At 62.4% G+C, this 24779-nt stretch carries 24 protein-coding genes; 13 read left to right on the forward strand and 11 right to left on the reverse strand.

The window, feature by feature from the left end:
* The first annotated feature begins 217 nt into the window (after positions 1-217).
* Together DVR09_RS06025 and DVR09_RS06030 are read left to right on the forward strand one after the other, a co-directional pair.
* Positions 218-1390 carry an acetyl-CoA C-acetyltransferase gene (locus DVR09_RS06025; RefSeq protein WP_115417819.1) on the forward strand — a complete coding sequence of 391 codons (1173 nt, stop codon included), beginning with the start codon at positions 218-220 and terminating at the stop codon, positions 1388-1390.
* Positions 1391-1480: 90 nt separating this feature from the next.
* Positions 1481-2266 (forward strand): SDR family NAD(P)-dependent oxidoreductase, encoded by a 786-nt coding sequence (locus DVR09_RS06030; RefSeq protein WP_115416139.1) that lies wholly within the window; start codon positions 1481-1483, stop codon positions 2264-2266.
* Positions 2267-2395: 129 nt separating this feature from the next.
* On the opposite strand, the gene DVR09_RS06035 is transcribed toward DVR09_RS06030, so the two are convergent.
* Positions 2396-4942 carry an HWE histidine kinase domain-containing protein gene (locus DVR09_RS06035; RefSeq protein ID WP_162814867.1) on the reverse strand — a complete coding sequence of 849 codons (2547 nt, stop codon included), beginning with the start codon at positions 4940-4942 and terminating at the stop codon, positions 2396-2398.
* Positions 4943-5261: 319 nt separating this feature from the next.
* Between DVR09_RS06035 and DVR09_RS06040 the strand changes: the two genes are divergently transcribed.
* Positions 5262-6134 (forward strand): crotonase/enoyl-CoA hydratase family protein, encoded by an 873-nt coding sequence (locus tag DVR09_RS06040; RefSeq protein WP_115416141.1) that lies wholly within the window; start codon positions 5262-5264, stop codon positions 6132-6134.
* A gap of 67 nt (positions 6135-6201) precedes the next feature.
* Positions 6202-6672, forward strand: coding sequence for a MarR family winged helix-turn-helix transcriptional regulator (locus tag DVR09_RS06045; RefSeq protein ID WP_115416142.1), 471 nt, complete (start codon positions 6202-6204; stop codon positions 6670-6672).
* 43 nt (positions 6673-6715) lie between these two features.
* Here the strand turns inward: DVR09_RS06045 and DVR09_RS06050 are convergent, their stop codons facing one another.
* From DVR09_RS06050 to DVR09_RS06080, 7 genes are all read right to left on the reverse strand, one after another.
* Positions 6716-7717 carry a type II secretion system F family protein gene (locus DVR09_RS06050; RefSeq protein ID WP_115416143.1) on the reverse strand — a complete coding sequence of 334 codons (1002 nt, stop codon included), beginning with the start codon at positions 7715-7717 and terminating at the stop codon, positions 6716-6718.
* 20 nt (positions 7718-7737) lie between these two features.
* The gene (locus tag DVR09_RS06055; protein ID WP_115416144.1) at positions 7738-8709 is read right to left on the reverse strand and encodes a type II secretion system F family protein; all 972 of its coding nucleotides are present in this window, start codon (positions 8707-8709) and stop codon (positions 7738-7740) included.
* 50 nt (positions 8710-8759) lie between these two features.
* A complete protein-coding gene (locus DVR09_RS06060; protein ID WP_115416145.1) occupies positions 8760-10049 on the reverse strand; it encodes a pilus assembly protein CpaE in 1290 nt (429 codons plus the stop codon).
* A gap of 6 nt (positions 10050-10055) precedes the next feature.
* Positions 10056-10703: a CpaD family pilus assembly protein gene (locus DVR09_RS06065; protein ID WP_115416146.1), complete on the reverse strand. Its 648-nt coding sequence runs from the start codon at positions 10701-10703 to the stop codon at positions 10056-10058.
* A gap of 13 nt (positions 10704-10716) precedes the next feature.
* Complete coding sequence (locus DVR09_RS06070; RefSeq protein ID WP_115416147.1) at positions 10717-12303, reverse strand: type II and III secretion system protein family protein; 1587 nt, start codon at positions 12301-12303, stop codon at positions 10717-10719.
* A 41-nt stretch (positions 12304-12344) separates the two neighbouring features.
* A complete protein-coding gene (gene cpaB / locus DVR09_RS06075) occupies positions 12345-13448 on the reverse strand; it encodes a Flp pilus assembly protein CpaB (RefSeq protein ID WP_115416148.1) in 1104 nt (367 codons plus the stop codon).
* A 92-nt stretch (positions 13449-13540) separates the two neighbouring features.
* Positions 13541-14257 (reverse strand): A24 family peptidase, encoded by a 717-nt coding sequence (locus tag DVR09_RS06080; protein WP_115416149.1) that lies wholly within the window; start codon positions 14255-14257, stop codon positions 13541-13543.
* Between the two features lie 85 nt (positions 14258-14342).
* Between DVR09_RS06080 and DVR09_RS06085 the strand changes: the two genes are divergently transcribed.
* The 3 genes from DVR09_RS06085 to DVR09_RS06095 are packed head-to-tail and all read left to right on the forward strand — an operon-like array spanning position 14343 to position 16637.
* Positions 14343-15302 carry an alpha/beta hydrolase gene (locus DVR09_RS06085; protein ID WP_115416150.1) on the forward strand — a complete coding sequence of 320 codons (960 nt, stop codon included), beginning with the start codon at positions 14343-14345 and terminating at the stop codon, positions 15300-15302.
* A 2-nt stretch (positions 15303-15304) separates the two neighbouring features.
* Positions 15305-16402: an NAD(P)/FAD-dependent oxidoreductase gene (locus DVR09_RS06090; RefSeq protein WP_115416151.1), complete on the forward strand. Its 1098-nt coding sequence runs from the start codon at positions 15305-15307 to the stop codon at positions 16400-16402.
* A 58-nt stretch (positions 16403-16460) separates the two neighbouring features.
* A complete protein-coding gene (locus tag DVR09_RS06095) occupies positions 16461-16637 on the forward strand; it encodes a YegP family protein (RefSeq protein ID WP_115416152.1) in 177 nt (58 codons plus the stop codon).
* A 6-nt stretch (positions 16638-16643) separates the two neighbouring features.
* Here DVR09_RS06095 and rnhA read toward each other — a convergent pair whose 3' ends face one another.
* Genes rnhA through ispH form a run of 3 tightly spaced genes read right to left on the reverse strand, consistent with a single transcriptional unit; the run spans position 16644 to position 19025 of the window.
* A complete protein-coding gene (gene rnhA, locus DVR09_RS06100; RefSeq protein ID WP_115416153.1) occupies positions 16644-17087 on the reverse strand; it encodes a ribonuclease HI in 444 nt (147 codons plus the stop codon).
* Positions 17084-18040: a homoserine kinase gene (gene thrB, locus DVR09_RS06105; protein WP_115416154.1), complete on the reverse strand. Its 957-nt coding sequence runs from the start codon at positions 18038-18040 to the stop codon at positions 17084-17086. Before thrB ends, rnhA begins: the two co-directional genes overlap by 4 nt.
* A gap of 1 nt (position 18041) precedes the next feature.
* The gene (gene ispH, locus DVR09_RS06110) at positions 18042-19025 is read right to left on the reverse strand and encodes a 4-hydroxy-3-methylbut-2-enyl diphosphate reductase (protein ID WP_115416155.1); all 984 of its coding nucleotides are present in this window, start codon (positions 19023-19025) and stop codon (positions 18042-18044) included.
* 97 nt (positions 19026-19122) lie between these two features.
* Here ispH and DVR09_RS06115 point away from each other — a divergent pair, with 97 nt between their 5' ends.
* The 6 genes from DVR09_RS06115 (at position 19123) to scpB (ending at position 24775) form a co-directional block, all read left to right on the forward strand.
* Positions 19123-19776 carry a hypothetical protein gene (locus DVR09_RS06115; RefSeq protein WP_115416156.1) on the forward strand — a complete coding sequence of 218 codons (654 nt, stop codon included), beginning with the start codon at positions 19123-19125 and terminating at the stop codon, positions 19774-19776.
* A 47-nt stretch (positions 19777-19823) separates the two neighbouring features.
* The gene (argS, locus tag DVR09_RS06120) at positions 19824-21563 is read left to right on the forward strand and encodes an arginine--tRNA ligase (RefSeq protein WP_115416157.1); all 1740 of its coding nucleotides are present in this window, start codon (positions 19824-19826) and stop codon (positions 21561-21563) included.
* Between the two features lie 2 nt (positions 21564-21565).
* On the forward strand, positions 21566-22261 hold the full coding sequence (locus DVR09_RS06125; protein WP_115416158.1) for an SPOR domain-containing protein: 696 nt from the start codon (positions 21566-21568) through the stop codon (positions 22259-22261).
* A gap of 71 nt (positions 22262-22332) precedes the next feature.
* Positions 22333-23355 (forward strand): beta-N-acetylhexosaminidase, encoded by a 1023-nt coding sequence (gene nagZ, locus DVR09_RS06130; RefSeq protein ID WP_115416159.1) that lies wholly within the window; start codon positions 22333-22335, stop codon positions 23353-23355.
* Positions 23352-24161, forward strand: a complete 810-nt coding sequence (locus DVR09_RS06135) for a segregation and condensation protein A (protein ID WP_115416160.1) — start codon at positions 23352-23354, stop codon at positions 24159-24161. The genes nagZ and DVR09_RS06135 overlap by 4 nt, the downstream gene beginning before the upstream one ends.
* Positions 24161-24775 (forward strand): SMC-Scp complex subunit ScpB, encoded by a 615-nt coding sequence (scpB, locus tag DVR09_RS06140; RefSeq protein WP_115416161.1) that lies wholly within the window; start codon positions 24161-24163, stop codon positions 24773-24775. The genes DVR09_RS06135 and scpB overlap by 1 nt, the downstream gene beginning before the upstream one ends.
* Positions 24776-24779 lie beyond the last annotated feature (4 nt).

The following is a 24779-nucleotide window of genomic DNA, read 5'->3' on the forward strand; positions in this document are numbered from 1 at the left end:
TCAATGCAAAGCTTTTGTTACATTGTGCACGGTTTGGCGTAAGGGGTGTGACGCCTATGTCACACCTCGCGATCTACCCTAAACTGGGCCTCACGGGACGATTCGATGAATGTGAAGCTTCAGAATTCGGCCTCGCTTGACGTGTACGTAAGGCGGGCCTAGGCAGCCGGTCCCTATTCAAAACCTACCTGCTTTCCCGTGCAAGAAGAGGATGATGATGCCTGAAGCCTATTTAGTCGAAGCCGTTCGCACCGCTGGTGGTAAGCGGGGCGGTCGCCTCGCGGGCGTGCATCCCGTGGATCTTGCCGCCAAGTCGCTCGATGCCATCATGGAACGCAGCGGGTTGGAGGCGAAGGCGATCGACGATGTCGTCATGGGCTGTGTCAGCCAGGGCGGCGAACAGGCGATGCAGGTGGGGCGCAATGCCGTGCTGGCCGCGAAACACCTTGGCGAGGGCGTTCCCGCGGTGACGATCGACCGGCAATGTGGGTCCTCGCAACAGGCGATTCAGTTCGCCGCACAGGCCGTGATGAGCGGGACGCAGGATGTCGTGATCGCCGCCGGTGTGGAAAGCATGAGCCGCGTGCCCATGGGGTCGACCGCGATGTTTCATATGAAAGAGGGTCTGGGCAATTACAAATCGCCCGGTCTCGAGGAGAAATATCCCGGCATCCAGTGGTCGCAGTTTATGGGCGCCGAGATGATCGCCCAGAAGCACGGTTTCTCAAAGGACGACCTCGACCGGTTTGCGCTGTCGAGCCACGAAAAGGCGATCGAGGCGACCAAGTCGGGCGCGTTCGCTGCCGAGATCGTGCCGGTCGAGATCGAGACCCCCGAAGGCACCGAGATGCACACGGTAGACGAAGGCATCCGCTTCGACGCGACGCTCGAAGGTATCGCCAGCGTCAAGCTGTTGAGCCCCGAAGGCAAGATCACCGCTGCAAGCAGCAGCCAGATCTGCGACGGTTCCAGCGCGGTGCTGGTGGTCAGCGAGAAGGCTCTGAAGGAATACGGTCTTACGCCGATGGCGCGCATACACAATCTGACCGTGACTGCCGGTGATCCGGTGATCATGCTCGAAGAACCGCTCTTTGCGACCGATCGCGCGCTGCAGCGTGCAGGGATGAACATTGGCGACATCGACTTGTACGAGGTCAACGAGGCCTTTGCACCGGTCCCGCTCGCCTGGCTCAAGCACACGGGCGCGGATCCCGAAAAGCTCAACGTCAATGGCGGCGCGATCGCGCTTGGACACCCGCTCGGCGCGAGCGGGACCAAGCTGATGGCCACGCTTGTCCACGCGCTGAAGGCGCGCGGCAAGAAATACGGCCTCCAGACGATGTGCGAAGGCGGCGGCGTCGCGAACGTGACCATCGTCGAGGCGCTTTGATTCAATGCGAGTTCCCGCGTAGGCGGGAAACCGCGATCGGATTGACACGATACCCCTGCCTTCGCGGGGGATCAGGAAGAGGAAGAGATAATGGAAGTCAGCAGCAATACCCCCGCAGTCGTCACCGGCGGCGCGTCGGGGCTTGGTGAAGCCACCGCCCGCGCGCTTGCCGCCAAGGGCGCCAAGGTCGCCATCTTCGACATGAACGAAGAAAAGGGCGAAGCAGTCGCCAAGGATATCGGCGGCGTTTTCTGCAAGGTGAACGTGACCAGCGATGAAGAGGTCGACGCCGGTTTCGCCAAGGCACGCGAGGCGCATAGTCAGGAGCGCATCCTCGTCAATTGCGCGGGCATTGGCAATGCGATCAAGACCGCCAAGCGCGACAAGCAGAGCGGCGAGATCAGCCACTTCCCGCTGTCGGCCTTCGATTTCGTGATCCAGGTCAACCTCGTCGGCACGTTCCGCTGCATCGCCAAGTCGGCGGCCGGAATGATGACGCTCGACCCGCTGAGCGAGGACGGCGATCGCGGCGCAATCGTCAACACCGCATCGGTTGCCGGTGAAGACGGCCAGATCGGCCAGGCGGCCTACTCCGCATCGAAGGGCGGCGTGATCGGCATGACCTTGCCCATCGCGCGCGACCTGATGAACGAAGGCATCCGCGTGAATACTATCCTGCCGGGTATCTTCGAAACGCCGCTGATGAACGCGGCCCCGCCTCAGGTAAAGGAAGCGCTGGCCGCCAGCGTCCCGTTCCCCAAGCGCCTCGGCAACCCGGAAGAATATGCCAAGCTCGCCATGTGCATGATCGAGACCGGCTATTTCAACGGCGAGGACGTCCGGCTCGATGGTGCTATTCGCATGGCGCCGCGATAAACGGAACTTTTTCGGAATACGGCGGACCTGTTCCCCGAAAGCATGGAGCCCGCGCAGTCCTGTGCGGGCTCCTTCTTTTTTGCGGATCGTGCAAGGAGCGGACCGGCCTGCCGCCTCTGGAATACCCGATCAGTCCGCCGACAGCAGGTGACGGGGGATGACTTCCTTGAGCTGGGCCATGGTGAATGGCTTGGTGATCGTCGGGACTTGCGCGAATTTCGAGTCCAGCATCGGTTCGCGGCCATAGCCGCTGGCAAAAACGAATGGCACGCCCGCATCGAGCAACCAATTTGCCGCCGCGATCGAGGTTTCGTTCCTGAGATTGATATCGAGCAGGGCGAAATCGACCGGAGAGGTCTGCAACGCGGTCAACGCATCGGCGCAATTCCCTGCCATCGTCACCCGGTCGGCGCCGAGGCTCAGCAGCATTCTCTTCTCGGTATTGGCGATCAGGAATTCATCTTCCAGGATGAGGAAATGCCGTTCGCCCGCCGAGGTGGTTTCGGGTGTTTGGCTGCGGTCCGAGGTTTGCGGCTGCGCGCGGTCGGTCGAGCGGGCGGTCTTGGGGGGCAGGTGCAAGCTAATCTCCATTCCTGATGTACGAGGGCGGATGTCGACACTGCCGGAAAGCTGAAAGGGAACCGCTTCTTCGATCAGTGCGGTGCCCGTGCCCGGTGTGCTGACATCAGACAGAGGTGGTCCACCCGTTTCTACCCAGTCGACGGTGAAACCGCCGTCATCCAACAAGGTGGTCGAAATAGTGACGCAACCCGTATCGTTGCTCAGCGAACCGTATTTCACGGCGTTGGTCGCGAGTTCGTGGATGACCAGTGCGAGAATCGGTATCGAATCGAAAGCGACGAAAATGTCCGGACCTTCAAACCTCGAGCGCCGCTTTTCCGGTCCCGGCCCTTCATAGGGTGCCAATTCGGATGCTATCAGATCCTTCAGCGAGATTGCCGACACCTCTTCCGAAGTCATCAGGTCGTGCGCGGTCGAAAGCGCGGAAATCCGGCCCTCCAGCATGGCCTTGTATTGATCGATCTCGGTTTGATTTTTCGATGATTGTTCGATGAGGCTGGCAATCAGTGTGATGATATTGCGAACCCGATGGTTGAGCTCGTCGATCAGCAATTGCTGTTTTTTGTTGGCACGGTCCTTTTCACGCGCGTCCTGTTCGGTCACCTTGAGGAGCACTTCGACGAACGTGGCGCGCAAGGCTTCGCCAGCGGCGATTTCGCGCTGTGTCCATTCATCCGAATAGCCGCGCACCGTTTCCTTCCATTCAGCGAAACCATCGCGCGGGGTCAGTTTGAAACTTCCCTTGGCGGCGATGGCGGGCTTCTCGGGATTGCCAGCCCATCTGACGCTCTTGGCCACTTCCGCACGGCACAGAATCAGATACGCGTCGGGCAGACGGGAAATTGGGATAACCAAAACACCTGCGGCAACATCCTTGAGTTCATCCGCATTCGCCAGATGATCGGACAACCGATCGGTCGCGAACACTTCGGTCCGGTCGCGCTCCCTCACGAAATCGAGGATCGCTCCGGACAGAAGCTCGTCGGGAGCCTTGCCATATCTGAGAAATTCGCCACCGATCTTCGCGATTACGCCATCGCATGGGATAACGCTGGTGATGAGATCGCCGATTTCGTCGAAGCGCGCCGAAATCCTGTTCGTCGACGCGAAGCACGCTGTGATCCGCGAGTGCACCATTAGCGTGCGTGCGGTGAGCTGGCGTCGCTCGAGAGCGCGACTCTCGCTGATCTTGGAGGATAAGATCTGGCCGAAAAGCTCGGCAGCGGACCGCTTAAGTTGCGAAATCCGCAGCGGACCCTGGACATGGTGGCACGCTACAAGGCCCCACAGCCCATCGATATCCATCAGGGAAATCGACATGGATGCACGAGCGCCCATATTCTTGAGATATTGGATGTGGACCGGCGAAATGGCCCGGCTGGCACACATGCTCAGGTCGAGAGGCGCGGCATGGCTCCGATTTCCGGTGCTCAGCAGTTCCGCCGTTTCGGCATCGACATCGGCAATCGAGCGGATGGGGTTGCGCCGATAAAGGGCGCGGGCCTGCTGGGGAATGTCGGTTGCCGGATATCGCAGGCCAAGAAAGGACTCGATCCCGGGGCCTCGCGCTTCGGCGATGACTTCGCCGCTGCCATCGGCATGGAATTTGTAAACCATCACGCGATCGAACCCGGTCAGCTCGCGCATATATTCCGCGCCATCCTGGGCAACGGCGGCCACACCGCTCCTGGAATCGAAACTCGTTGCAGCGTGGCGGACCTGCGGCAAGAAGTCGGTCTCTGTCCCGCCAAGGCACTCCTCTATCTCGACAACGATGCCCCGCCTGGAACGGGTCACGTTGACATCCGCCGGACGGTCGGGGAGGAAACCGTCAGTGTGGAAGATGCATTCGATCTGGTCCGCACTCGATATTGTACCCGCCGCTGCGACCACGGCTTTCCATGCCGCGTCGGCGAAGAGGGTCTGGGCCTCGCATTTCGGCAGTTCGCTCGCATCGATTTGAAGAAGCTCGGGTGCGTTTGCCGAATAGGTCAGCAACTCGCCGGTTTCGGAGAATTCCAGCAGTACCGCGAAGCTCTGAACATGGCCGATGATGTGGATCGGCTCGCGATCGCAGCCTGTGAGGTTCATCATGGTCATCTTCAAAGTAAGTACACCTTTTCGAATCCCGTGCGAGTAAAATTCGAATCCCGTGCGAGTAAAAAAGGACCTTTGGGGAAGGGGTTGCTTGCCACACCTCATTTGTTTCTTACGTTGTAGAGTGCCGGGGTGTACGCGGCGGGTCTGCTCTCGCCAGTCGGAATATGCCCCCGCACCATACGGGCGATACTGTTTCGGCGCCGTGAGAAACGCCATCGATTGCCGCCCCGACCAAGGCGTGCCACCATCTCCCCGACCCCGCTTTCACACCATGCCTGAAAAGCACGAAGGGCTACCAGGGAGAGACTACGCGATGACGGCTTTCACCCAGATTGTATTGGATAAGATCGACGGCGTTGCCACGATCACCCTCGACCGACCGGAAAAGATGAATGCTTTCACTGGCAGGATGGGCGCCGAAATCGCCGCGGCGATCGACGATACCGATGCCGACGACGAAGTGCGCGCCGTGATCGTGACCGGACGGGGCGAGCGCGCCTTCTGCGCCGGGGCCGATCTTACACCGGAAGATGGGGGCAGTGTTTTCTCCGACCCTTCGGCGGTAGACGATCTTGCCGACGAACGGGTTCGGGACGGCGGAGGGCGTCTGACCCTGCGCCTGTTCAGTTCCAGGAAACCGCTGATCGGGGCGTGCAATGGCGTGGCGGTCGGAGTGGGGGCGACCATGCAGCTTCCCTTCGATATTCGCCTGTGCTCGGAAAATGCGCGTTTCGGTTTCGTATTCGCGCGGCGCGGCATCGTTCCCGAAGCGGCTTCGAGCTGGTTTCTGCCCCGGCTGGTCGGCATGCAAACCGCGCTCGAATGGTGCATGACCGGGCGCATCTTCGATGCCGACGAAGCGCTGGATCGCGGCCTGGTCCGCTCGGTCCATCCGCAGGGCGAATTGATGGATGCGGCGATGGGCATCGCTCGCGAGATCGCGGACAACACATCGGCCGTTTCGGTTGCGATGACCCGCGCCATGCTGTGGCGGCTGGGTGCCGGGGGCCATCCGATGGATGCGCACCGGATCGACAGCCGGGCGATCTACCGCCTCAGCCGTAGCGAGGATGCGAAAGAGGGGATCGCCAGTTTCCTCGAGAAACGGCCACCAGCCTATCCCGACACGGTGAGCGCGAACATGCCCGATTTCTACCCGTGGTGGGAAGAGCCGACTTATGAGTGAGTCCGGGCGATAAGGTTACAATCGCAACGGCCTTGCCAAGCCGGAGGCGCGGTTTAAAGGTGTGGGCATGTCCAGACGTCAGCCCGCCCAACGCCTTGCCGAGTTCCTGCCTTATCAACTGTCGATCGCATCGAATGCTGTATCGACCCGGATAGCCGAACAGTACCGCAAGCGTTTCGCGCTCAAGACCACCGAATGGCGTATAATGGCGGTGCTGGGCGATCACGGTTCGCTGACCCAGCGCGATCTTTCGCAGCAAACCTTGATGGACAAGGTGCCGGTCAACCGCGCGTGTAAACGGCTGGAGGATCGCGGTCTGGTCCAGCGCTCGCCGAATGCCAGCGACGGGCGTTCGCATCTACTTGAACTGACGAGCGAAGGGCGCGCGGTCCATGCGGGGATCATGCCGTTGGCCCTGAAGATCGAGAGCGAGCTGTTTTCGGTGCTGAGCGAGGAAGAATGCGCCAGCCTGCTGGACATGCTCGTGCGTGTACGCGATCAGGCGGGCGACTTCGACGCGGAAAGCCTGGCCGACTGAAAATCGGCCAGGCTTCCTGTGCGACTGGCGCGGAAGAAGCGGGTTATCCGATACCGCCGCTGAAGGCATCGGCGATCGAACAGGCCGCCGGTCCGAGAATGACGATGAACAGGACTGGCAGGATGAACATGATCAGCGGCACGGTCATGATGGCCGGCAGGCGCGCGGCCTTTTCCTCGGCGCGCATCATACGCTCGTTGCGGAATTCGGCCGAAAGGACGCGCAAAGCGGAAGCTAGCGGGGTGCCATAGCGTTCGGTCTGAACCATGGTGGTGACGACGCCCTTCACCGCCTCCAGATTGACGCGGTAGGCGAGGTTGTCGAAGGCTTTCTTCCGTTCGTTGAGGAAGGACAATTCGATAGCGGTGAGCGCGAACTCTTCGCCCAGTTCCGGATAGGCGCGGCCCAGTTCCTTCGCCACCCGGTTGAAGGCAGCATCGACGGTCAGCCCCGCTTCCGCGCAGATGACCAGTAGGTCGAGCGCATCCGGAAGGCCCTTCCGGATCGCGTCCGAACGTTTGGACGCCAGATTGCTGAGGTAGATTTCCGGACCCTTGTATCCGAGAAACACGGCCAGCATCAGCGCGCCGTTGCGCTTCATCGGACCCCATTCGGGAAAGGTATCGAGCAAGAAGACGGATACAAAAACAAGGCTGCCCAGCAACACCGGCAGAACGGCGCGCAGGCCGATGATAACGATCGCCAGTTCCTTGTTGCGGATGCCTGCATGGGCCAGCTTTTGCTGAACGCCCTCTACCTGGCTCTCCTGCAACACTTTCATCTTGCCGAGCGTGTCTTTGATCTTCTCGGTCGTGTCGGTCTTGCGAACCAGGCTCTGCCGCTTCTTGGCGGACGCGGAAACCAGGCCCATCTTGAGCTCTTCCCGGCGGCCTTCGAGCGCTTTGACGCGCTTGCTCATCGGGTCCTTGATGGTGACCGCGGTGTAGATCGCGAACACCATGGCGGCGGCCGCGATCCCGATGAGGATCGAGCCGACCAGATAGACATCGAAGCCGAGAAGGGTGGGGCCGGTTGCAGCGTCCATAAGTCTAGTCCTTCCCCAGCTCAGATCTCGAAGCTGACCATCTTGGCCATGATGAAGGCGCCAATGCTCATCCACACGAGGCCGCCGAGGCCGGTTACGATCAGACGGTCATCCTCGAAGAAGCCGCCGATATATGTCGGGTTGATCCACCAGATCAGCCCGAAGACGATGAAGGGCAGGGCGCCGACAATATAGGCCGAAGCCTTCGATTCCGAGCTCATGGCCCTGATCTTGAGCTTCATCTGCGCCCGCTTGCGCAGCACGTCCGAAAGATTCGACAGGGTTTCGGCGAGGTTACCGCCGGTTTCGCGCTGGATGGCGAGGGTGATGCAGAAGAAGTTGAATTCCGGAATACCGAGCCTGTCCGCCGTTTCCTGAAGGGCATCCTCCATCGTGCGACCGATCTTGATCCGCTCGACGACGCCCTTGAATTCCTCGCCGACAGGGCCGGGGACCTCCTGCGCGACGACCGCCAGGGTCTCGGTCACCGGAAGGCCCGAGCGCAGGCCACGCACGAGCAGCTCGATGGCATCGGGGAACTTCGCGTTGAAATTGTTGGTGCGCTTCTTGATCGTCCGCCCGACGATGAAATGCGGTAATCCCGCCCCCACCAGTACGCCGATGGCAAGGGACAGGCCCGGCGATCCGCTGCGCAGGAACATGAGCAGCGTCACGACGATGCCCAGCCCGAGCGATGCATAGGCATATTGGCTGAGCGTCCATCCCTTTCCGGTTCGGTCGAGCCGATTTGCCAGCGCCTCGATCCGCGAGGTCGATCCGGCGACTCGCTGCATTTTCGGCTTGCGCGCGGCAATGGCCTTTTTGAGCTGGGATTCGACCTTGGCGTCGGTGCTTTCCGAATGGCGATAGCGAAGCTGCTCCAGCCGCCGCTGGCTCGCCTTGGCCGCATTCGGGCCGGAGAGCATGGCGTATCCTATCGCCAGCAAGGCGAGGACCCCGACGGCCACAAGCACCGGCTGGATGATATTCATGCGTAGTCTCCGTCCATTTGCAAGCTACCCTAAGCGCGTCCTGGGTGCGGTCATTCCACAGGCTGGGCGGCCGGTGCGTCCTTTTTCTTCGCGAGCAGATTCTTGAAATCGAAACCGCCGAGCAGCGATTTCTTCGCGCCGGTCTCCTCGGCCGCATCGGCCTCTTCGGTGCCGATACCGATGACGCGGGCGCAAAGCTGCTTGATCGCTCCCGTCGCCTTGGCTCCGCTATTGGCATCGACGAAAGTCTTGCCGAGCTTGGCGGCATTGGCCGCAGCCTTCTGATCGTAGGGGATCGTCACATCGATCTTGCGCTCGATCGAGGCTTCGAAATCGGCCTTGCTGATTTCGGCGGCCCCCGGTTGAACCTTGTTGGCCGCGATCACGACATGCGAATGCGGCGCATTCGTCTTGAGCCACGAAAGGATGCGGATCGTATCGCGGGCCGAGGCCAGCGACATTTCGGTGGCGAGCACGACGACGTTTATATCGTTGAGCAGGTGAGGGAAATTGATCATCATATTGCGCGGCATGTCGAGCACGGTCATTTCGAATGAATGCCTGAACTCTTCCTGCAACTGCACGAAAGCCGAACCGTCGGTCATCAGCGGATGATTGATCGGCGCCTCTGCCGAAAGGATCGCGAGATTGTCGCTCGCGCGGATCATCGCGCGTTCGATGAACAACCCGTCGATCCGGCTCGGATTGTCGATCGCGTCGGTCAGCCCGCGACCGGGTTCCAGATCGAGCGCCAGAGCGCCGGTGCCGAAATGCACATCGAGATCGAGCAGGGCGGTCGGCATGTGTTTCTCGGTGGCGAAGAGCCAGGCGAGTGACGTCGCGAGCGTGGATGCGCCAACGCCGCCCCGCGTGCCGATCACGGCAGTCGACATATGACGTTTGACGCCCTCGGCTTCGCCGGCGCGCGGAGCGAGAAAAACAGCCTGCGCCTGATTGAGCGAATCGCGCAGCATATTGGCCGATAACGGCTTGAGCAGGTAATCGTGGATGCCGCTTGCGAGCAGGTCGCGATACAGGCGCACATCGTTGACCTGGCCGATGGCGATCACCACCGTGCCCGGTTCGCAGACTTCGGCCAGCGCGTTGATGTCGTTCAGCGGGTCGCCGCTTTCGGAAAGGTCCACCATCAAGATGTTGGGGCTGGCCGAAACCGATAGAGACTGAATCGCGTTGCGTAATCCGCCCTTATTGCATTTCTCGGGCTGCCAGCCGAGCTCGATCACCACCGGGCGCAGTACATCGAGAGCATTATCGTCGCAGATATAGGCCGCAAAGGCGTCGCGGTTGCCCGCCATGCCGGATTTGAGTGAAGCGCTCATGGCTGCTTAATCTCCCTTGCTGCTGACTTGCGACAGACCGCCCGCGCCGGTCGGAGCCTTTTCGCGATAGGCCTCGATCGCCTTGGTCGAAGTGGTGACCACGGTCTCGCCCGAGCCCTTCTGTCCCGAAATGAGATCTTCCGGGTTTGCGATCATCGCAGCGAGATTGCCGTTCACCGCGCAGCCGTAACCAGGGTAGGTTGCGTTATATTCGTTTGCTTCGTTGTTGGCCGACCAGTCGGGACACCCGGGAACGCTAGCCGTCGAACGGGTTATGACGATGCGCGCCTCACCCGGATCGATGTAGTCGGGAGTGACCGGGGAACTCTCGCTGACCAGCAGGCCATGCCGCCCGGCGAGAGCGGCGAGATCCTCTCTCACGGCCGGATTGGCGGTCGGATCGTCGAGCGAGATGCGATCGCCATAGCCAAGTTCCATGGCGTCGAACCAGCCCGCGACACGGCGCTGCTCGCCGAGCGGCAGGCCATCGCCCGCAGTGCGTATGTCGAGCGTGAAGTTGGTCCGTTCGACAACGGGCTGACGAGCGCTGTAAAGCGAACGGTTTTCGGTCGGGAAACCGCCGCAGGCACTCAGTGCGAGGCCGAGCGAGGCGGCCAGCGTACCGGCGAGCTTGCGATTGAATGCGATAGCCATGTTACGCGTCCCCTTATTCGAAACTGAAACCGGGCTTGGCCGAGGCGGTCCGCTCGTTGCGACGCGCTTCGGTTTTCCCGTCTGATGCTTGCTGGTCGCCACCGTCGACCGGCGTTCCTTGCGAAATAGCAGGTGCGGCAGGCTGCGACTGAACGGCTCGTGGTTTCGGACGGTCGCCGCCGGTCACGCCGTCGCTTTGCTGGAAGCCGAGCAGGCGCTGGAATTCGGTCGGCTTGCGGAAACCGTCGGTCGGCAGCTTGATGTCGTTCCCGTCGATCGGTTTCACCAGATAAGGCGTCACGACGATTACCAGTTCGGTTTCGCCCTTGCGGTAAGTGGTCGATCGGAACAGGTTGCCGAGGATCGGAACATCGCCGAGGCCCGGAGCCTTGTCGATCGTATTGGTCGCGTTGTTCGACAACAGGCCGGCGATCATGAAGCTCTGGCCCGAGCCGAGCTCGACGGTGGTTTCCGCGCGGCGGGTCACCAATGCGGGCACCTGGAAACCTTCCAGCGTGATCGCGCCCTGGCTGGACAATTCCGACACTTCCGGACGCACGCGCATCGATATACGACCGTTCGAAAGCACGGTCGGCGAATAGGCCAGACTTACGCCATATTTCTTATATTCGATCGAGGTTGTGCCAAGCCCCTGACTCAGCGGGATCGGGAATTCGCCACCGGCCAGGAATTCGGCCGTTTCGCCCGAAAGCGCGGTAAGATTGGGCTGCGAAAGCGTGGTCACGAGCCCTTCGGTTTCTGCCAGATCGAGCGCGGCGCCGATGTCGAGACCGAGAAACTTGCCGAATGCACCCAAAGTAGTGCCCGGCGAAATCGGGTTGACGGTGGAACCGGGCAATTCCTCGATCTCTCCGGTCACGGGATTGAAGACCCTTTCGACGGTTTTCGAACCGGTTCCCAGCGCCCTTCCGGGGTTGAATTCGGGAATTGCGCCTTGCCTTCCCTGGCCGATGCCGAACTTGAACCCGCTGCTGCTGTCGATGCTGGTCAGGTTGACGCCGAGCGCCCGCACGAAGCTGCGGCTTACCTCGGCGATGCGAACCTGCAGGTTCACTTGCAGCGGGGTGGCCATGCGCAGCCTGCTGATGACATTCGCATCTTCCCCGACAAAGGCTTCCACCAGGCGCTGTGCTTCTTCCGCATCCTCGGGACCGGCAACGGTTCCGGTGAGGAGAATGACGTTGGATCCCATGGTGGCGACCGATATCTTCGCCTGGGGCATGGCCAGCGCGAGAAGCTGATCGATGCTGCCGATGTTGGAACCGACGCGGATATTGGCCGACCAGATGATGTCTCCGGCCCGGTTGCTGGCGTAGATCGTGGTTTCGCCGCCCGCCTTGCCGAAGACGTAGAGCTGACGCTGGGATTTCACCTGAACGTCGGCAATCTGGTCGTTGGCGATGAAGACATCGGCCATGGCGCCGGGGACGTTGACCAATTCGCCGCGACCGATCGAAAGCACGATTTCCGAGCTCGGGCTCACGATCGACTGGGCTGTCGCGACGCTCGTCGGCGCGCTGGCCAGTGGCGCGATGGCCAGACTGGCGACCAGCAATTTCGTGGTAAGTCGACGTTTCATGGATGTGCCCCCTGATTGGCTACCCGTTTTTTCTTTCCGGCTCATGCGACGGCAACCGGCTGCGCGACCGGCCCGATCGTGGCTGGTAGCGAGGTTCCATCGGCCTGCCCGCCCTTGATGACGCCGGTCACGGCGCTGATCTTGGCGGCGCCGACCGGGACGCGTTCCGTTTCCTTGCCGCGGGTGACGCGCACGCTCGGCCCCTGGCGGACGGGCATGCTCGGTTCCCCGGCTGATTGGGGCGGCGGCGGACCCGCTACCGCGCCCTGCGGCGGTACCGTGCGACGCTGAAAACGCGAGACGTCGCCGCCGGTCACATAGGTGCTTTTCCCATCGTCGGGGCGCGCCATGGCCTGACGTAGGATGCGTTCCTCCTCTTCGGGAGTCGCGTCGTCGGGAATGGCGATGTCGCCTGCGGCGATCGCGCGCTCGAGCTCGGTCTGGTTGTCGGCCAGCGAGCGCAACGAAAGGCTGAGCGTACCGATCGTCTGCGCCACGGCGATCTTCTCGGCTATTACGGGCGTGACCTCGAGCGTGACGGTGCGAAATTCCTTCACCACCGTCGAGCCGTCTTCGGCCTGTTCCGAAACGGTCGACTGGTCCGTAGCCAGGACGCGAAGGTTACGCAGAATGGTTTCCGACGCGTTCAGGCTTGCGCCGTCATTGCCCCCCACTTCCTGGGTCAGCACCATGTCGACACGGTCGCCGGGAAAGACGAATCCGGCCACACCCGACTGAGCGGTGACGGGAACGGTAATGGCCCGCATGCCCGGGGCGAGGGCGGCGGCGAGGAAGCCGCGATCGCCCGGCGCGACGAGCGAACCCTGCGTGACCGGTTCGCCGGCGGTTATCGGGTGACGAACAACCGTACCGAGAAGCTTGTTCATATCGGCTTCGCCGTCGAGGAAGTAAGCGTCCTGAACCAGTTCTTCGGGCCAGAGCTGGTACCCGATCGCGTCGGCCGTTATGATTGTGCCGACAGGCAGCGCCCGCTGCGCGACGAGGACTTTGGGACCGCGCGCTTCGACCTGGGCGGCTTCGGCCTGAGGCGCGCTCGCACCGGCAAACATGCTCCGCGCGATGAGCGCCGTACCCACTGCAACGATCAGTGCGGCGACCAGCAGAACCAGTTTCTTCCTATCCATGGCTGTCTAGCCTCTCTCGTTCGGCCCGCGGAATCCCGGTGCGGGCAAGTATGGGTTCGTGCTGTAGGGTCGAATTGGTTAAAATCGCGTTCTCAGCCGCCGGTCATGGCCGGGTGGGCGGCCAGCAACTGCCCGCTGGCGACGATCCAGATACCGGCGAGCGAAATAGCCGGGCCATAGGGAACCCAGAGATCGCGCTCGTGCCGCCGAATGATGCGGATCGACCCAAGGGTGACCACGAGCAAGATGGCGAATGGTGCGAGTATCACAGCGATGGCCGCAAGGGGGGTGGAAGAAGTCGTTTCGACCAAACCCTCCGGCACGGGCAGCGTCGGCCCGCCGAGCACGGCGCTGGCGAAAAGCACGGCAATCAAGGTGCCCAGAACCAACAGCGCGGAATCGCGCGCAGGGCTGGTCTTGAAAGCATTGGAATGAGCCACCCGCCAGGCACCGACGGCCATGGTCAGCACCCACCCCAACATCGCCATGGCCACCAGCAAAAAGGTGAATTGCGAAGGCGGTATCCACAAGGAAAGGGCCGTGAGCAGCTTTACGTCTCCACCCCCCATCTGGCGGATGGCGAAGAGTACGCAGCAGACCGCGAAAACGACGGCTGCCAAACCCAGTTGAAACGCAATCCCGGGCCATAGCGGCAACCCGATCGACAGCCAGTATAGCGGCGCGCCGAGTGCCACCGTCATCGTCAGCCTGTTGCTGATCGTCCGGCTCTTGAGGTCGGTGACGATTACCCAGAGGAGTGCGATTGCCAACCCGGCAAGCAATACGTAGGTGAAAATCTGGCTTTGCATGACGCCCCCGACGCTTCCTTGACGGGAGGTGCTACACGAGCGTGCTTACCAAAAAGTAACCATTGAGGAGGTCGAGATCGCCGGCATGTCAGCGTCACACCAGACAATCGACCGCCGCGTTATTCCCCCTGCGGCAAAAGAATCGACTTTCACGCTGGCCGATGGGCACGCCATCAGGCGGATCGACTGGCCGGGGGTAGACGAAGGCGGGCGCGGTTCGCTGCTGTTCCTCCCGGGACGGGGTGATTTTTACGAAAAATACCTCGAAACGCTCGATCACTGGCATCGCGCAGGTTGGCGTGTCACGGCGGCCGACTGGCGAGGTCAGGCGGGCTCCGGCAGGCTGGGCGGCGATGCTGTTACCGGCCATATCGACGATTTCGCGACCTGGAGCGAAGACCTTGCTTGTCTGTGGAAGGCGTGGAAAGCGAAAACACCTGGGCCGCATATCCTCGGTGCCCATTCGATGGGGGCGCATGTGGTGATGCGCGCACTGGTCGATGGTCTCGTCGATCCCGAAGCAGTGGTTCTGAGCGCGCCGATGATCGGCATGGCGGGGCCGCCCCTACCCCTGGCTGTGCTTCATGGTGTCGCGCGAGCGATGACCCGGATCGGCAAGCCGACACGACCCGCATGGAAGTGGAGTGAAAAGCCCGGTGAAATGCCCGCCCGCCGCCGCGACCTACTCACTCATGATGCCGATCGCTATGCGGACGAGCTGTGGTGGCGCGAAAAACGGCCCGAGCTGGTGATGGGGCCTGGAAGCTGGGGCTGGGTAGAGCGTGCCTACGCTTCGGCCCGCCGATTGGGCGAGGCGGGGGCGATGGAAGCCGTCCGGGTTCCCGTCCTTATTATCAGCACCTCGGCGGACAGGCTGGTCGATCATGCGGCGGCCGTCCGCGCGGCGCGGCGCCTGCCCGGCGGCGAACTGATCGAGTTCGGGGAAGAGGCGCATCACGAAATCCTTCGCGAAGTCGATCCCGTGCGTGAGCGCGCGCTGGCGGGTATCGACGAATTCCTCGATCGCGTGGCCCCGCGGAAATGACCATGACCGTTTACGATTTTGCCATCGTTGGTGCCGGGATCGCGGGGGCCAGCCTCGCCGCTGAGTTGTCCGCAGGCGGTGCCCATGTACTTCTGCTGGAGGGGGAAGAGCGCCCGGGCTATCATGCAACGGGGCGCTCGGCGGCGTTCTGGGAAGAATGTTACGGCGGGCCTGAGATCGTGCCGCTGACGCTCGCTTCGGGGCCTTTTTTGCGTGACAACGGCTTTCTGCGCCAGCGCGGTGCCCTGTATATCGCCAGGGAGGGCGACGAGGAGCTGGTGACGCAATTCATGCGACGGTTCGTTCCGACCGGTGCCTCGATCCAGCACATGGGCCGCGCGGATATCCAGAAGAAATTGCCCGGAGTCCGGCGCGTCTGGTCCGATGCGATTTGGGAACCGGTATGCGCGGATATCGATGTGGCTGCCTTGCACTCGCACTATCTGGCCTTGGCGCGCGAGGGCGGTACCCGGCTCGAATGCAGAGCCCGTGTCGCCGATCTCGATCGCGGCCAGGGGGAATGGACTATCGCTGTCGCAGGTGGGGAAACCTTCCGCGCCGCAGTCGTAGTGAATGCGGCAGGCGCATGGGCCGACGAATTGGCAAGGATTGCCGGCGCGAAGCCTGCTGGTATCGTACCCTACCGGAGGACGGTCGCGCAGGTACGGGTAGACCCGCCCGTCGACGAAGACCTTCCCCTGGTGCTCGACATTCGCGGGCGCTTCTATTTCAAGCCCGAATCGGGCCGCCTGTGGCTCAGCCCGCACGATGAGGAACCGAGCGAGCCATGCGACGCGGCGCCGGAGGAACTGGCAGTTGCCGAGGCGATCGCGCGGCTCGAGGAAGTCGTCGACTGGAAGGTGACGGCGGTGGAGCACAAATGGGCGGGCCTGCGCAGCTTCGCGGCGGATCGGCGCCCGGTCTATGGCTACGATCCTGAGGCCGCCGGTTTCGCCTGGTTCGCCGGGCAGGGCGGGTTCGGGATCCAGACGGCCCCCGCGGCGGCGCGGCTCGCCCGGCAGCTTTTGCTGGACGAAGAGCGCGATGCGATGACCGGGCACCTCGATGCGGAACTCTACTCGCCCGCCCGCTTAGCCTAGCCAAGGGCGCGATACGCGCTAGGGTGGTCAAACCCCCGTAGAGTAGGAGCGACGACCGATGAGCCACCATTTCGAAATCTACAAGGACAAGGCGGGAGAATTCCGCGTGCGCTTCAAATATAACGCCGAAGTGATGTTCTCGACCGAAGGATATTCGTCGAAGGCGAGTGCACAGAACGCCATCGATTCGATCAAGAAGAATGGCCCGGGGGCCGAAGTCGTCGACAACAGCTAGTCAGGGCTAGCCCTGGCGCGCGATATGGTCTGCCTCGTTGCTGGCGAGGCGGTCCACGCGGTCGTTTTCTTCATGGCCTGAATGGCCTTTGACCCAGTGCCATTCGACATTGTGCCGTTCGGTCAATTCGATCAGGTCGTGCCACAGTTCCGCATTGCGGACCGGTTTGCGGCTGGCATTCACCCAACCGCGTTTCTTCCACCCGTGGACCCACTTGGTGATCCCGTCGATCAGATATTTGCTATCGGTGTAGAGATCGACTTGGCAGGGCTCGATTAATGCGCCCAAGGCCTTGATGGCAGCGGTCATCTCCATCCGATTGTTGGTGGTTTCGGCTTCGCCGCCGCTGATTTCCTTCTCATGCGGTCCCATTCGCAGCAGCGCGCCCCAGCCACCCGGACCGGGATTTCCCTTGCAGGCGCCATCGGTAAAAATTTCGACCTTTTTCATGCGAAGGCGCTTTGACCTGCTGCACGATAGAATTCCAGCCGCCGCATGAAATCCATCGGGTTCTTCCGCTGGACCAGGGCATCCTCGGGCGTGTCGAGCCAATCTTGCGCACGGCTGGCGATGAACCGCAGACAGGCTCCTTCGGCCAATAAGGGCAAGGCCGACCGTTCGATTTCGTTCAGCGGACGGGTTTCTTCATAGCCTTCGACAAGCGCGCGACCGAGCCGTTCGTCGAACTGCTCTCCGCGGGCGTCGAAGCACCAGGCCGCATGGGTCACCGCCAGATCGTAGGCCATGGCGCCGGTGCAGGCGAAATAGAAGTCGATAATTCCCGTAACCCGCTCGCCGAGCATCAGCACATTGTCCGGGAAAAGATCGGAATGGATGATCGATTGCGGCAATTCCTCGGGCCACTTACGCAAAATGCCCGCGCCGATCTCAAAAATGGCGGGAAGCTCCGTATCGATACCGTGCAGGGCGGCTGTTCCGCATTGTCGTAAGATGGCCAGCGTATCGGCGGGGGCGAGATCGTTGGGTCTTGCCCTAGGAAAATCACGGGCTGCCAGATGCGCCCGTGCCAGCGCACTTCCTACCGCGCGGGCTTGCCCAGGTTCCGGACTGGTCGGCGAAACGCCTGGTAGAAACTCGATGAGGGCTACGGCCTTGCCATCGATCATGCGCCAGGCATCGCCCGCACTATCGTGAATCGTGCGCGGCACCGGGCAGCCGGCTTCCGAAAGATGATCGAGCAGACCCAGGAAGAAAGGCAGATCCGCCGTGTCGATCCGCCGCTCGTACATGGTGAGGATGAAACGCCCCTCGCTCGTTTCCACCAGCCAGTTCGAATTCGACACGCCTTCCGCGATGCCCTTGGCGGAAACCAGATCGCCGACATCGTAATGCGCGATGAGGCGCGCCAGCTCCTCCGCGGCGAGGTGGGTATAGACGGCCACGTTATTCGGTGAGTTGGCGAGGGAGCTTGAAGATCATGTTCTCTTCGGCCGAGGTGACGATTTCCTCGTCGACCAGCCGCCAGTCGGACAAACGATCGACGACCTCGCGTACCAGCTTCTCCGGAGCCGATGCCCCGGCGGTAAGGCCCACGGTGCCGACGCCTTCGAGCCAGCTCGGATCGATTTCGTCGGCGCGCTGGATGAGCCTCGCCTCGGTGCCCATCCGATCCGCGACTTCGACAAGCCGGAGCGAGTTCGAGGAATTGGGCGCACCGATGACCAGCACCAGATCGCAGCTCGCCGCGATCTGCTTGACGGCGGCCTGCCGGTTGCTGGTGGCGTAGCAGATGTCCTCCGCCTTGGGCGCGACAATCTGCGGGAAACGTTCTTCCAGGGCGCGGATGATATCGCGCGTATCGTCCACCGAAAGCGTGGTTTGCGAGAGATAGGAAAGCGCATCGTCGGGCGAGAAATCCAGTTGCGCGACATCCTCAACGGTTTCGACCAGAGTGATCCGGCCCTCGGGAACCTGCCCCATCGTTCCAATAACTTCCGGATGGCCGGCATGGCCGATGAACAGGATGTGCTGCCCCTTTTCGATCTGACGCTCGGCCTGGCGGTGGACCTTGCTCACCAGTGGGCAGGTGGCATCGACATAGAGCATCTTGCGCCGCTCGGCCTCCGCCGGGACGGTCTTGGGAACACCATGCGCGCTGAACACGACCGGCGCATCGTCGGGCACCTCGTCCAGTTCATCGACGAAGATTGCGCCCTTGGCTTTCAGGCTGTCGACGACATAGCGATTATGCACGATCTCGTGCCGGACATAGACCGGGGCACCATATTTTTGCAGCGCCCGCTCGACAATTTCGATCGCCCGATCGACACCGGCGCAAAAGCCGCGGGGCGCAGCGATCAGCAGTTTGAGCGGGAGGCGCGGGTCGCCATCGGAAACGGCAGGCGTGGATGGAAAGGGGGCATTCATGTGTCGCCCTCTAGCGCTTTCGCGCGGGCCAAGCTAGGGCAAGCCGCAGCCTCCAGGGGCTATGAATTCGAATGACCGCAAAAGGGAAATTAGCCGCATGACCATCCGTACTCGCCTTCTTCCCGCGCTTGCCCTTGGCCTGGCGTTGGCCGGTTGCGCAAGGGAAGGTGAACTGGTCGTCGATCAGGGCGTCGGCATTTCCGCAGTCCGGACGACTTGCCCAGCCGTTGGAATTCCCGATTACACTGGCGATATCACGACGTTTCGCGCACCGGGTGCGATCACGATCGCAGACCTCGACGTGACGGCGGCGATCACCAATCTTCGTTCGAGCTGCAACGAAGAAACGGGCGACCGGGTGTATACCGAAGCGACGTTCGATGTGGTTGCGCGCCGTGCCGATACGCGCGGCAGCCGCACGGTCACCTTGCCCTATTTTTCGACAGTGGTCCGCGGCGGATCGGCCGTGGTGACGAAGCGTGTCGGAAGCGTGACCCTGCAATTCGCCGACGGGCAGGAACGCACTCAAACGCGGGGCACTGCCGGGGCCTATGTCGATCGCGGCGCCGCAACGCTTCCGGCCGATATTCGCGAACAGATCACCCGCAAGCGCAAGGCCGGCGATCCCGACGCCGCACTCGATCCGCTGGCCGATCCGGCCGTGCGCGCAGCGGTGCAGCGGGCCACCTTCGAGTTGCTGATCGGGTTTCAACTGACCGAAGACCAGCTCCGCTACAACGCCACGCGCTAAGCGCGCTCGCATCTTGCCATTTCGCGCCGATAGTCTAGGCGCGCGCCATGGCTGATATGCAGACACTTCACGCGGCCTTCGTGGCTCGCATCGATGCGGTATTGAACGCTCTCGAAATGGAGGGCGTCCTGCCCGCCAACACATCGCGCGCCAATGTGACGGTTGAGCCCCCGCGCGACCCCGCGTATGGCGATCTGGCGACCAATGCGGCGATGGTCCTCGCCAAGCAGGCGAAGACCAATCCGCGCGCGCTGGCCGAGAAGATCGTCGAGCATCTCCAGCGCGAACCCGACATTACCGAGGCGACCATCGCCGGTCCGGGCTTCATCAATTTGCGTCTGTCGCCCGAGGCATGGCGCCGCGAATTGCTCGCCATTTCAAAGCTGGGCGAGGATTACGGCCGTTCCGACATGGGTAAGGGCGCGACGGTCAATGTCGAATATGTCTCGGCCAATCCGACCGGCCCGATGCATATGGGCCATTGCCGCGGCGCGGTGGTGGGTGATGCGCTGTCGGGCCTGCTCGAATGGGCCGGTTATCGTGTCACGCGCGAATATTACGTAAACGATGCGGGCGGTCAGGTGGATGTGCTCGCCCGTTCCGCGCACCTTCGCTATCGCGAGGCGCTGGGCGAGGACATCGGCGAGATTCCCGAAGGTCTCTACCCTGGAGACTATCTGAAACCGGTGGGTGAGCGGCTCGCGCAGGAATTCGGCACGGCCTACCAGGACGCGCCCGAAAGCGAGTGGCTGGAGCTGTTCCGTCAGCGCTCGGTCGCCGCGATGATGGAAATGATCCGCGAGGATCTGGCGCTGCTTGGCATCCATCACGACCTGTTTTCTTCCGAAGCAGAATTGCAGGCTGCAAAGAAGCCCGAGGCGGCGGAAGCCTGGCTCCGTGAACACGGTTTCGTCTATGACGGCGTGCTCGAAGCGCCCAAGGGCAAGGCTCCGCCCGAGGATTGGGAGCCGGTCGAGCTACCGCTGTTCCGCTCTACCGAATTCGGCGACGATCAGGACCGCCCGATCAAGAAGTCGAACGGCGCCTGGACTTATTTCGGTGCCGATCTCGCCTATCACTTCCAGAAGGCCGAAAAGGCCGACGCACTGATCGACATATGGGGCGCCGACCACGCAGGTACGGTCAAGCGGATCAAGGCCGCAGTCGCCGCGCTGACCAAGGGCGCGGGGCGCGACGTGCCGTTCGACGTCAAGCTGGTGCAGATGGTCAAGCTGCTGCGCGACGGCGAGCCGGTCAAGATGTCCAAGCGTTCGGGCACTTTCGTTACGCTGGCGGATGTCGTGAACGAGGTGGGCAAGGACGTGGTGCGCTTCACCATGCTGACCCGCAAGCCCGACGCACAGATGGAATTCGACTTCGCCAAGGTGGTCGAGGCCTCGAAAGACAATCCGGTCTTCTACCTGCAATATGCGCATGCGCGCATCCATTCGACCCTGCGCAAGACAGGCGTCGAGCCGAGCGACACGCATTTGGACCGTCTCGGCGAGGAAGAGCTCGCGCTGGTGCGCGAGGCTTCGCAATTCCCGCGCGTGGTCGAATCCGCCGCCAAGGCGCGCGAACCTCATCGCATTGCCTTTTTCCTCGGCGATCTCGCCGCCGCCTTCCACAGTTTCTGGAATGGGGGTAATGACGATCCGTCGAAACGGATCATTCAGGAAGGCGATCCCGAACTGACCGCTGCGCGGCTGTTCTTGGCTACGCAGATCGGGCAGGTGATCCGCAACGGGCTTGCGATCCTGGGGGTCGAAGCGGTCGAGGAGATGTGAGCATGGCGGCGTCGACGCCCTACGATACGGACGAGGATTGGGAGGGTGAGGGCCAGCTGGACCTTGCCGATGACGAAAGCCTGCCGTGGCTCGAAGCGGGTGAGGACGAGGACGAAGCAGCGGGCTTCGACACGTCGCGCCTGTGGCTCATGGGCGTGCTCGCGCTGGCTCTGCTCGCCGTGGTCATAGGTGGCATCTGGTTCTTCTCCAACCAGGCCTCCGACGAGCCCCCGGCCGATGGCAGTGTAATCGCCGCGCCGGACGCCCCCTATAAGACCAAGCCCGAAAACCCGGGCGGCAAAACCTTTGCCGGGACGGGCGACACGAGCTTTGCCGTGGGCGAAGGGCAGACGCGCGAAGGAAAGTTGGCCGAACCGGCTGCCGCTCCCGCAGCGGGTTCGGGCGAGTCTGCTAGCCCAACCATTGCCTCGACGGTCAATGCGGGAAGCCGCAGCGCGCCTCTGCCCGGCACGGCGGTTCAAGTCGGTGCCTATCCTCGCCGCGCCGATGCCCAGGCTGCGTGGTCGAACCTGACCCGCCAGACCGAAGCGCTCAATGGTGTGAAGCACCGTGTGGTCGAGGCTCAGGTCGATATCGGCCGCGTCTATCGCCTGCAGGCGCTGGCCGGGGATCGCGCCTCCGCCAACCGGCTATGCGCTGCGCTCAAAGCCGATGGGCTCGCCTGTTTCGTCAAGTAGCTGCCGAATTTCCACACTTGGCACACAGCGCGCGCTTGCGCGGCTGGGGTGTTAGCGTCACCGTACCGCGCATGACACCCGCCATTTTCGGCATTTCCGGCCTCGACCTGACAGCCGAGGAACACGCCTTCTTCAAGGACGCCGATCCGGCGGGCTACATCCTGTTCGCGCGCAATTGCGATAACCGCGATCAATTGCGCAAGCTGACCGACGATCTGCGCGCGATCCATGGCCGCGACCGACTCATTATTTCGATCGATCAGGAAGGCGGCCGCGTCGTCCGGATGAAACCGCCCGAGTGGCAGCGCTATCCGGCGGGTGAGGCATTCGCCAGGCTGTGGGACATCGCCCCGGCGTCCGCGATCGAAGCGGCGCGGGTCAATGCCGAGGCCATGGGGCGCGAGCTTGCCGAAATGGGCATCACGGTCGATTATCATGCACCCTTCGATGTCCGGCGCCCGGAAACCGACGATGTGATCGGCGATCGGGCGCTGGGCAGCGAACCGATGCAGGTCGCGGCGCTGGGGCGCGCAGTGCTCGACGGGATGGGCCGTGCGGGCATCGTGGGGTGCCTCAAGCATATGCCCGGGCATGGCCGTGCAACCTGCGATTCGCACAAGGAGCTGCCGCATGTCGCCGCCAGCGATGTGGAACTCGCGATCGACATAGAGCCGTTCCGCACACTGGCCGCTCATCCGTTGGCGATGAGCGCGCATATCGTGTTCGAGGCGTGGGATGCGGAAAACCCGGCAACGCTCTCGAAAACCGTTATCAGCGAGATCGTCCGCGGGAAGATCGGTTTCGACGGTCTGCTGCTGTCCGACGATATCGACATGGAGGCGCTGGACGGGACGATTGCCGAGCGTTCGGTCCGCGCGCTGGCGGCGGGTTGCGACATCGTGCTGAATTGCTGGGCTAAAATGGACGATCAGATCGCCATTGCCGAGCGCTGCGGAAGCATGAATGCAAAGACCCGCGAGCGGCTCGAACGCGTGCATGCGGCCATGTGCGACGCGCAAGACGGCACCGATACCGAAGCACTGCTCGCGAAGCGCGATGCCTTGCTGGCAATCGCCGAGGGCCGCGCCGCATGACCAGCGACGGTCTCCTGTTCGCCGATGCCGATGCGGATACGCAGGAGGAATGGGATGGTATCGCGCGGGACAGACCGGACGACGGAAATGCGCTTTATCTCGAACTCGACGGGTGGGAAGGCCCGCTCGACCTGTTGCTCGACCTCGCGCGGCGGCAAAAGGTGGATTTGCGGTCGATCTCGATCCTGGCGCTGGTCGACCAGTATCTGGGCTATATCGACCGCGCCGAAGCGCTGAAGCTCGAACTGGCAGCCGACTATCTCGTGATGGCAGCGTGGCTTGCCTATCTCAAATCGGCGATGCTCCTGCCCAAGGAAGAGCAGGAAGACCCCAGTCCAGAAGAGCTTGCGCTCAAGCTGCAACTGCGCCTCCAGCGCCTTGGCGCGATGCGCGATGCGGCAGCGCGGTTGATGGGGGGCGACCGGATCGGGCGCGACGTGTTCCTGCGCGGCAACCCCGAAGGTCTCGACATCGTGCGCAAAACGAAATGGCGCTGCGATCAGTTCGCGCTGATCGAGGCCTATGGAAGGGTCAAGGCACGCACCGCGCCGGCCATCCATATGGTCCGCGAACGGCCTGTCATGACGCTCGAATCCGCTCTCGACCGGGTATCCAACATGCTTGGCGTGACGCTGGACTGGATGGAACTGCGCGATTTTCTTCCGCCCCATGCCGAACCGAGGCTCAAGCGTTCCGCGCTGGCTTCCAGCTTCGTTGCGGCGCTCGAACTGGCGCGGCTGGGCAAGGCGGAATTGCAGCAGGAGGATACTTTCGGACCCCTGCGCCTGCGTCGGATGCCCGGCTGATGGACGACCTCGTCCGCGCCGTCGAAGCCGCCTTGTTCGCTGCGGAAGAACCGATGACGGCAGAAGCACTGGCGGGCTTTCTCGGCGATGCAGCGGTGGGCGATGTCCGCGCGGCGTTGCGCCGCGTCGCCGAAGACTACGAAAAACGCGGCATCCACCTCGTCGAGCGCGGCAAGCGCTGGCATTTCGAGACCGCACCCGATCTCGCGCATCTTCTGCGCCGCGAGAAAGAGCAGCTCCGCCGTCTGAGCCGCGCGGCGACCGAAGTGCTGGCGATCATCGCCTATCACGAGCCGGTCAGCCGCGCCGAGATCGAATCGATTCGCGGCGTGCAGACATCGGGTGGCACGCTCGACGTGCTGATGGAGGCAGGCTGGGTGAAGATCGCAGGACGGCGCGAAGTGCCTGGGCGCCCGACGATTTATGCGACGACGCCCGAATTCCTCGATCATTTCGGCCTGTCGAGCCGCCGCGACCTGCCCGGAATCGCGGAATTGCGGGCGACCGGCCTGCTCGATCCTGTAGAAGATGCCTATGAAGAGTTGATCTCCGACCCCGCAGCCGGTGATTCGGACGCAAAAGAGGATGGTGAAGAGGCCTCGAGTGAAGCCTGACTGG

It is taken from the genome of Erythrobacter aureus (assembly GCF_003355455.1).
In the GTDB taxonomy this organism is placed as follows: Bacteria; Pseudomonadota; Alphaproteobacteria; order Sphingomonadales; family Sphingomonadaceae; genus Qipengyuania; species Qipengyuania aurea.

What these genes read in the sequence shown, in the direction of transcription:
- DVR09_RS06135 (WP_115416160.1), top strand. Translation starts at nt 23,352, where the DNA reads ATGACCAGCGACGGTCTCCTGTTCGCCGATGCCGATGCGGATACGCAG.
- DVR09_RS06045 (WP_115416142.1), top strand. Translation starts at nt 6,202, where the DNA reads ATGTCCAGACGTCAGCCCGCCCAACGCCTTGCCGAGTTCCTGCCTTAT.
- DVR09_RS06085 (WP_115416150.1), top strand. Translation starts at nt 14,343, where the DNA reads ATGTCAGCGTCACACCAGACAATCGACCGCCGCGTTATTCCCCCTGCG.
- DVR09_RS06095 (WP_115416152.1), top strand. Translation starts at nt 16,461, where the DNA reads ATGAGCCACCATTTCGAAATCTACAAGGACAAGGCGGGAGAATTCCGC.
- DVR09_RS06070 (WP_115416147.1), bottom strand. Translation starts at nt 12,303, where the DNA reads ATGAAACGTCGACTTACCACGAAATTGCTGGTCGCCAGTCTGGCCATC.
- DVR09_RS06115 (WP_115416156.1), top strand. Translation starts at nt 19,123, where the DNA reads ATGACCATCCGTACTCGCCTTCTTCCCGCGCTTGCCCTTGGCCTGGCG.
- DVR09_RS06055 (WP_115416144.1), bottom strand. Translation starts at nt 8,709, where the DNA reads ATGAATATCATCCAGCCGGTGCTTGTGGCCGTCGGGGTCCTCGCCTTG.
- DVR09_RS06040 (WP_115416141.1), top strand. Translation starts at nt 5,262, where the DNA reads ATGACGGCTTTCACCCAGATTGTATTGGATAAGATCGACGGCGTTGCC.
- DVR09_RS06080 (WP_115416149.1), bottom strand. Translation starts at nt 14,257, where the DNA reads ATGCAAAGCCAGATTTTCACCTACGTATTGCTTGCCGGGTTGGCAATC.
- DVR09_RS06125 (WP_115416158.1), top strand. Translation starts at nt 21,566, where the DNA reads ATGGCGGCGTCGACGCCCTACGATACGGACGAGGATTGGGAGGGTGAG.
- DVR09_RS06090 (WP_115416151.1), top strand. Translation starts at nt 15,305, where the DNA reads ATGACCGTTTACGATTTTGCCATCGTTGGTGCCGGGATCGCGGGGGCC.
- DVR09_RS06035 (WP_162814867.1), bottom strand. Translation starts at nt 4,942, where the DNA reads ATGATGAACCTCACAGGCTGCGATCGCGAGCCGATCCACATCATCGGC.
- scpB (WP_115416161.1), top strand. Translation starts at nt 24,161, where the DNA reads ATGGACGACCTCGTCCGCGCCGTCGAAGCCGCCTTGTTCGCTGCGGAA.
- rnhA (WP_115416153.1), bottom strand. Translation starts at nt 17,087, where the DNA reads ATGAAAAAGGTCGAAATTTTTACCGATGGCGCCTGCAAGGGAAATCCC.
- argS (WP_115416157.1), top strand. Translation starts at nt 19,824, where the DNA reads ATGGCTGATATGCAGACACTTCACGCGGCCTTCGTGGCTCGCATCGAT.
- nagZ (WP_115416159.1), top strand. Translation starts at nt 22,333, where the DNA reads ATGACACCCGCCATTTTCGGCATTTCCGGCCTCGACCTGACAGCCGAG.
- DVR09_RS06065 (WP_115416146.1), bottom strand. Translation starts at nt 10,703, where the DNA reads ATGGCTATCGCATTCAATCGCAAGCTCGCCGGTACGCTGGCCGCCTCG.
- cpaB (WP_115416148.1), bottom strand. Translation starts at nt 13,448, where the DNA reads ATGGATAGGAAGAAACTGGTTCTGCTGGTCGCCGCACTGATCGTTGCA.
- ispH (WP_115416155.1), bottom strand. Translation starts at nt 19,025, where the DNA reads ATGAATGCCCCCTTTCCATCCACGCCTGCCGTTTCCGATGGCGACCCG.
- DVR09_RS06060 (WP_115416145.1), bottom strand. Translation starts at nt 10,049, where the DNA reads ATGAGCGCTTCACTCAAATCCGGCATGGCGGGCAACCGCGACGCCTTT.
- DVR09_RS06030 (WP_115416139.1), top strand. Translation starts at nt 1,481, where the DNA reads ATGGAAGTCAGCAGCAATACCCCCGCAGTCGTCACCGGCGGCGCGTCG.
- DVR09_RS06025 (WP_115417819.1), top strand. Translation starts at nt 218, where the DNA reads ATGCCTGAAGCCTATTTAGTCGAAGCCGTTCGCACCGCTGGTGGTAAG.
- DVR09_RS06050 (WP_115416143.1), bottom strand. Translation starts at nt 7,717, where the DNA reads ATGGACGCTGCAACCGGCCCCACCCTTCTCGGCTTCGATGTCTATCTG.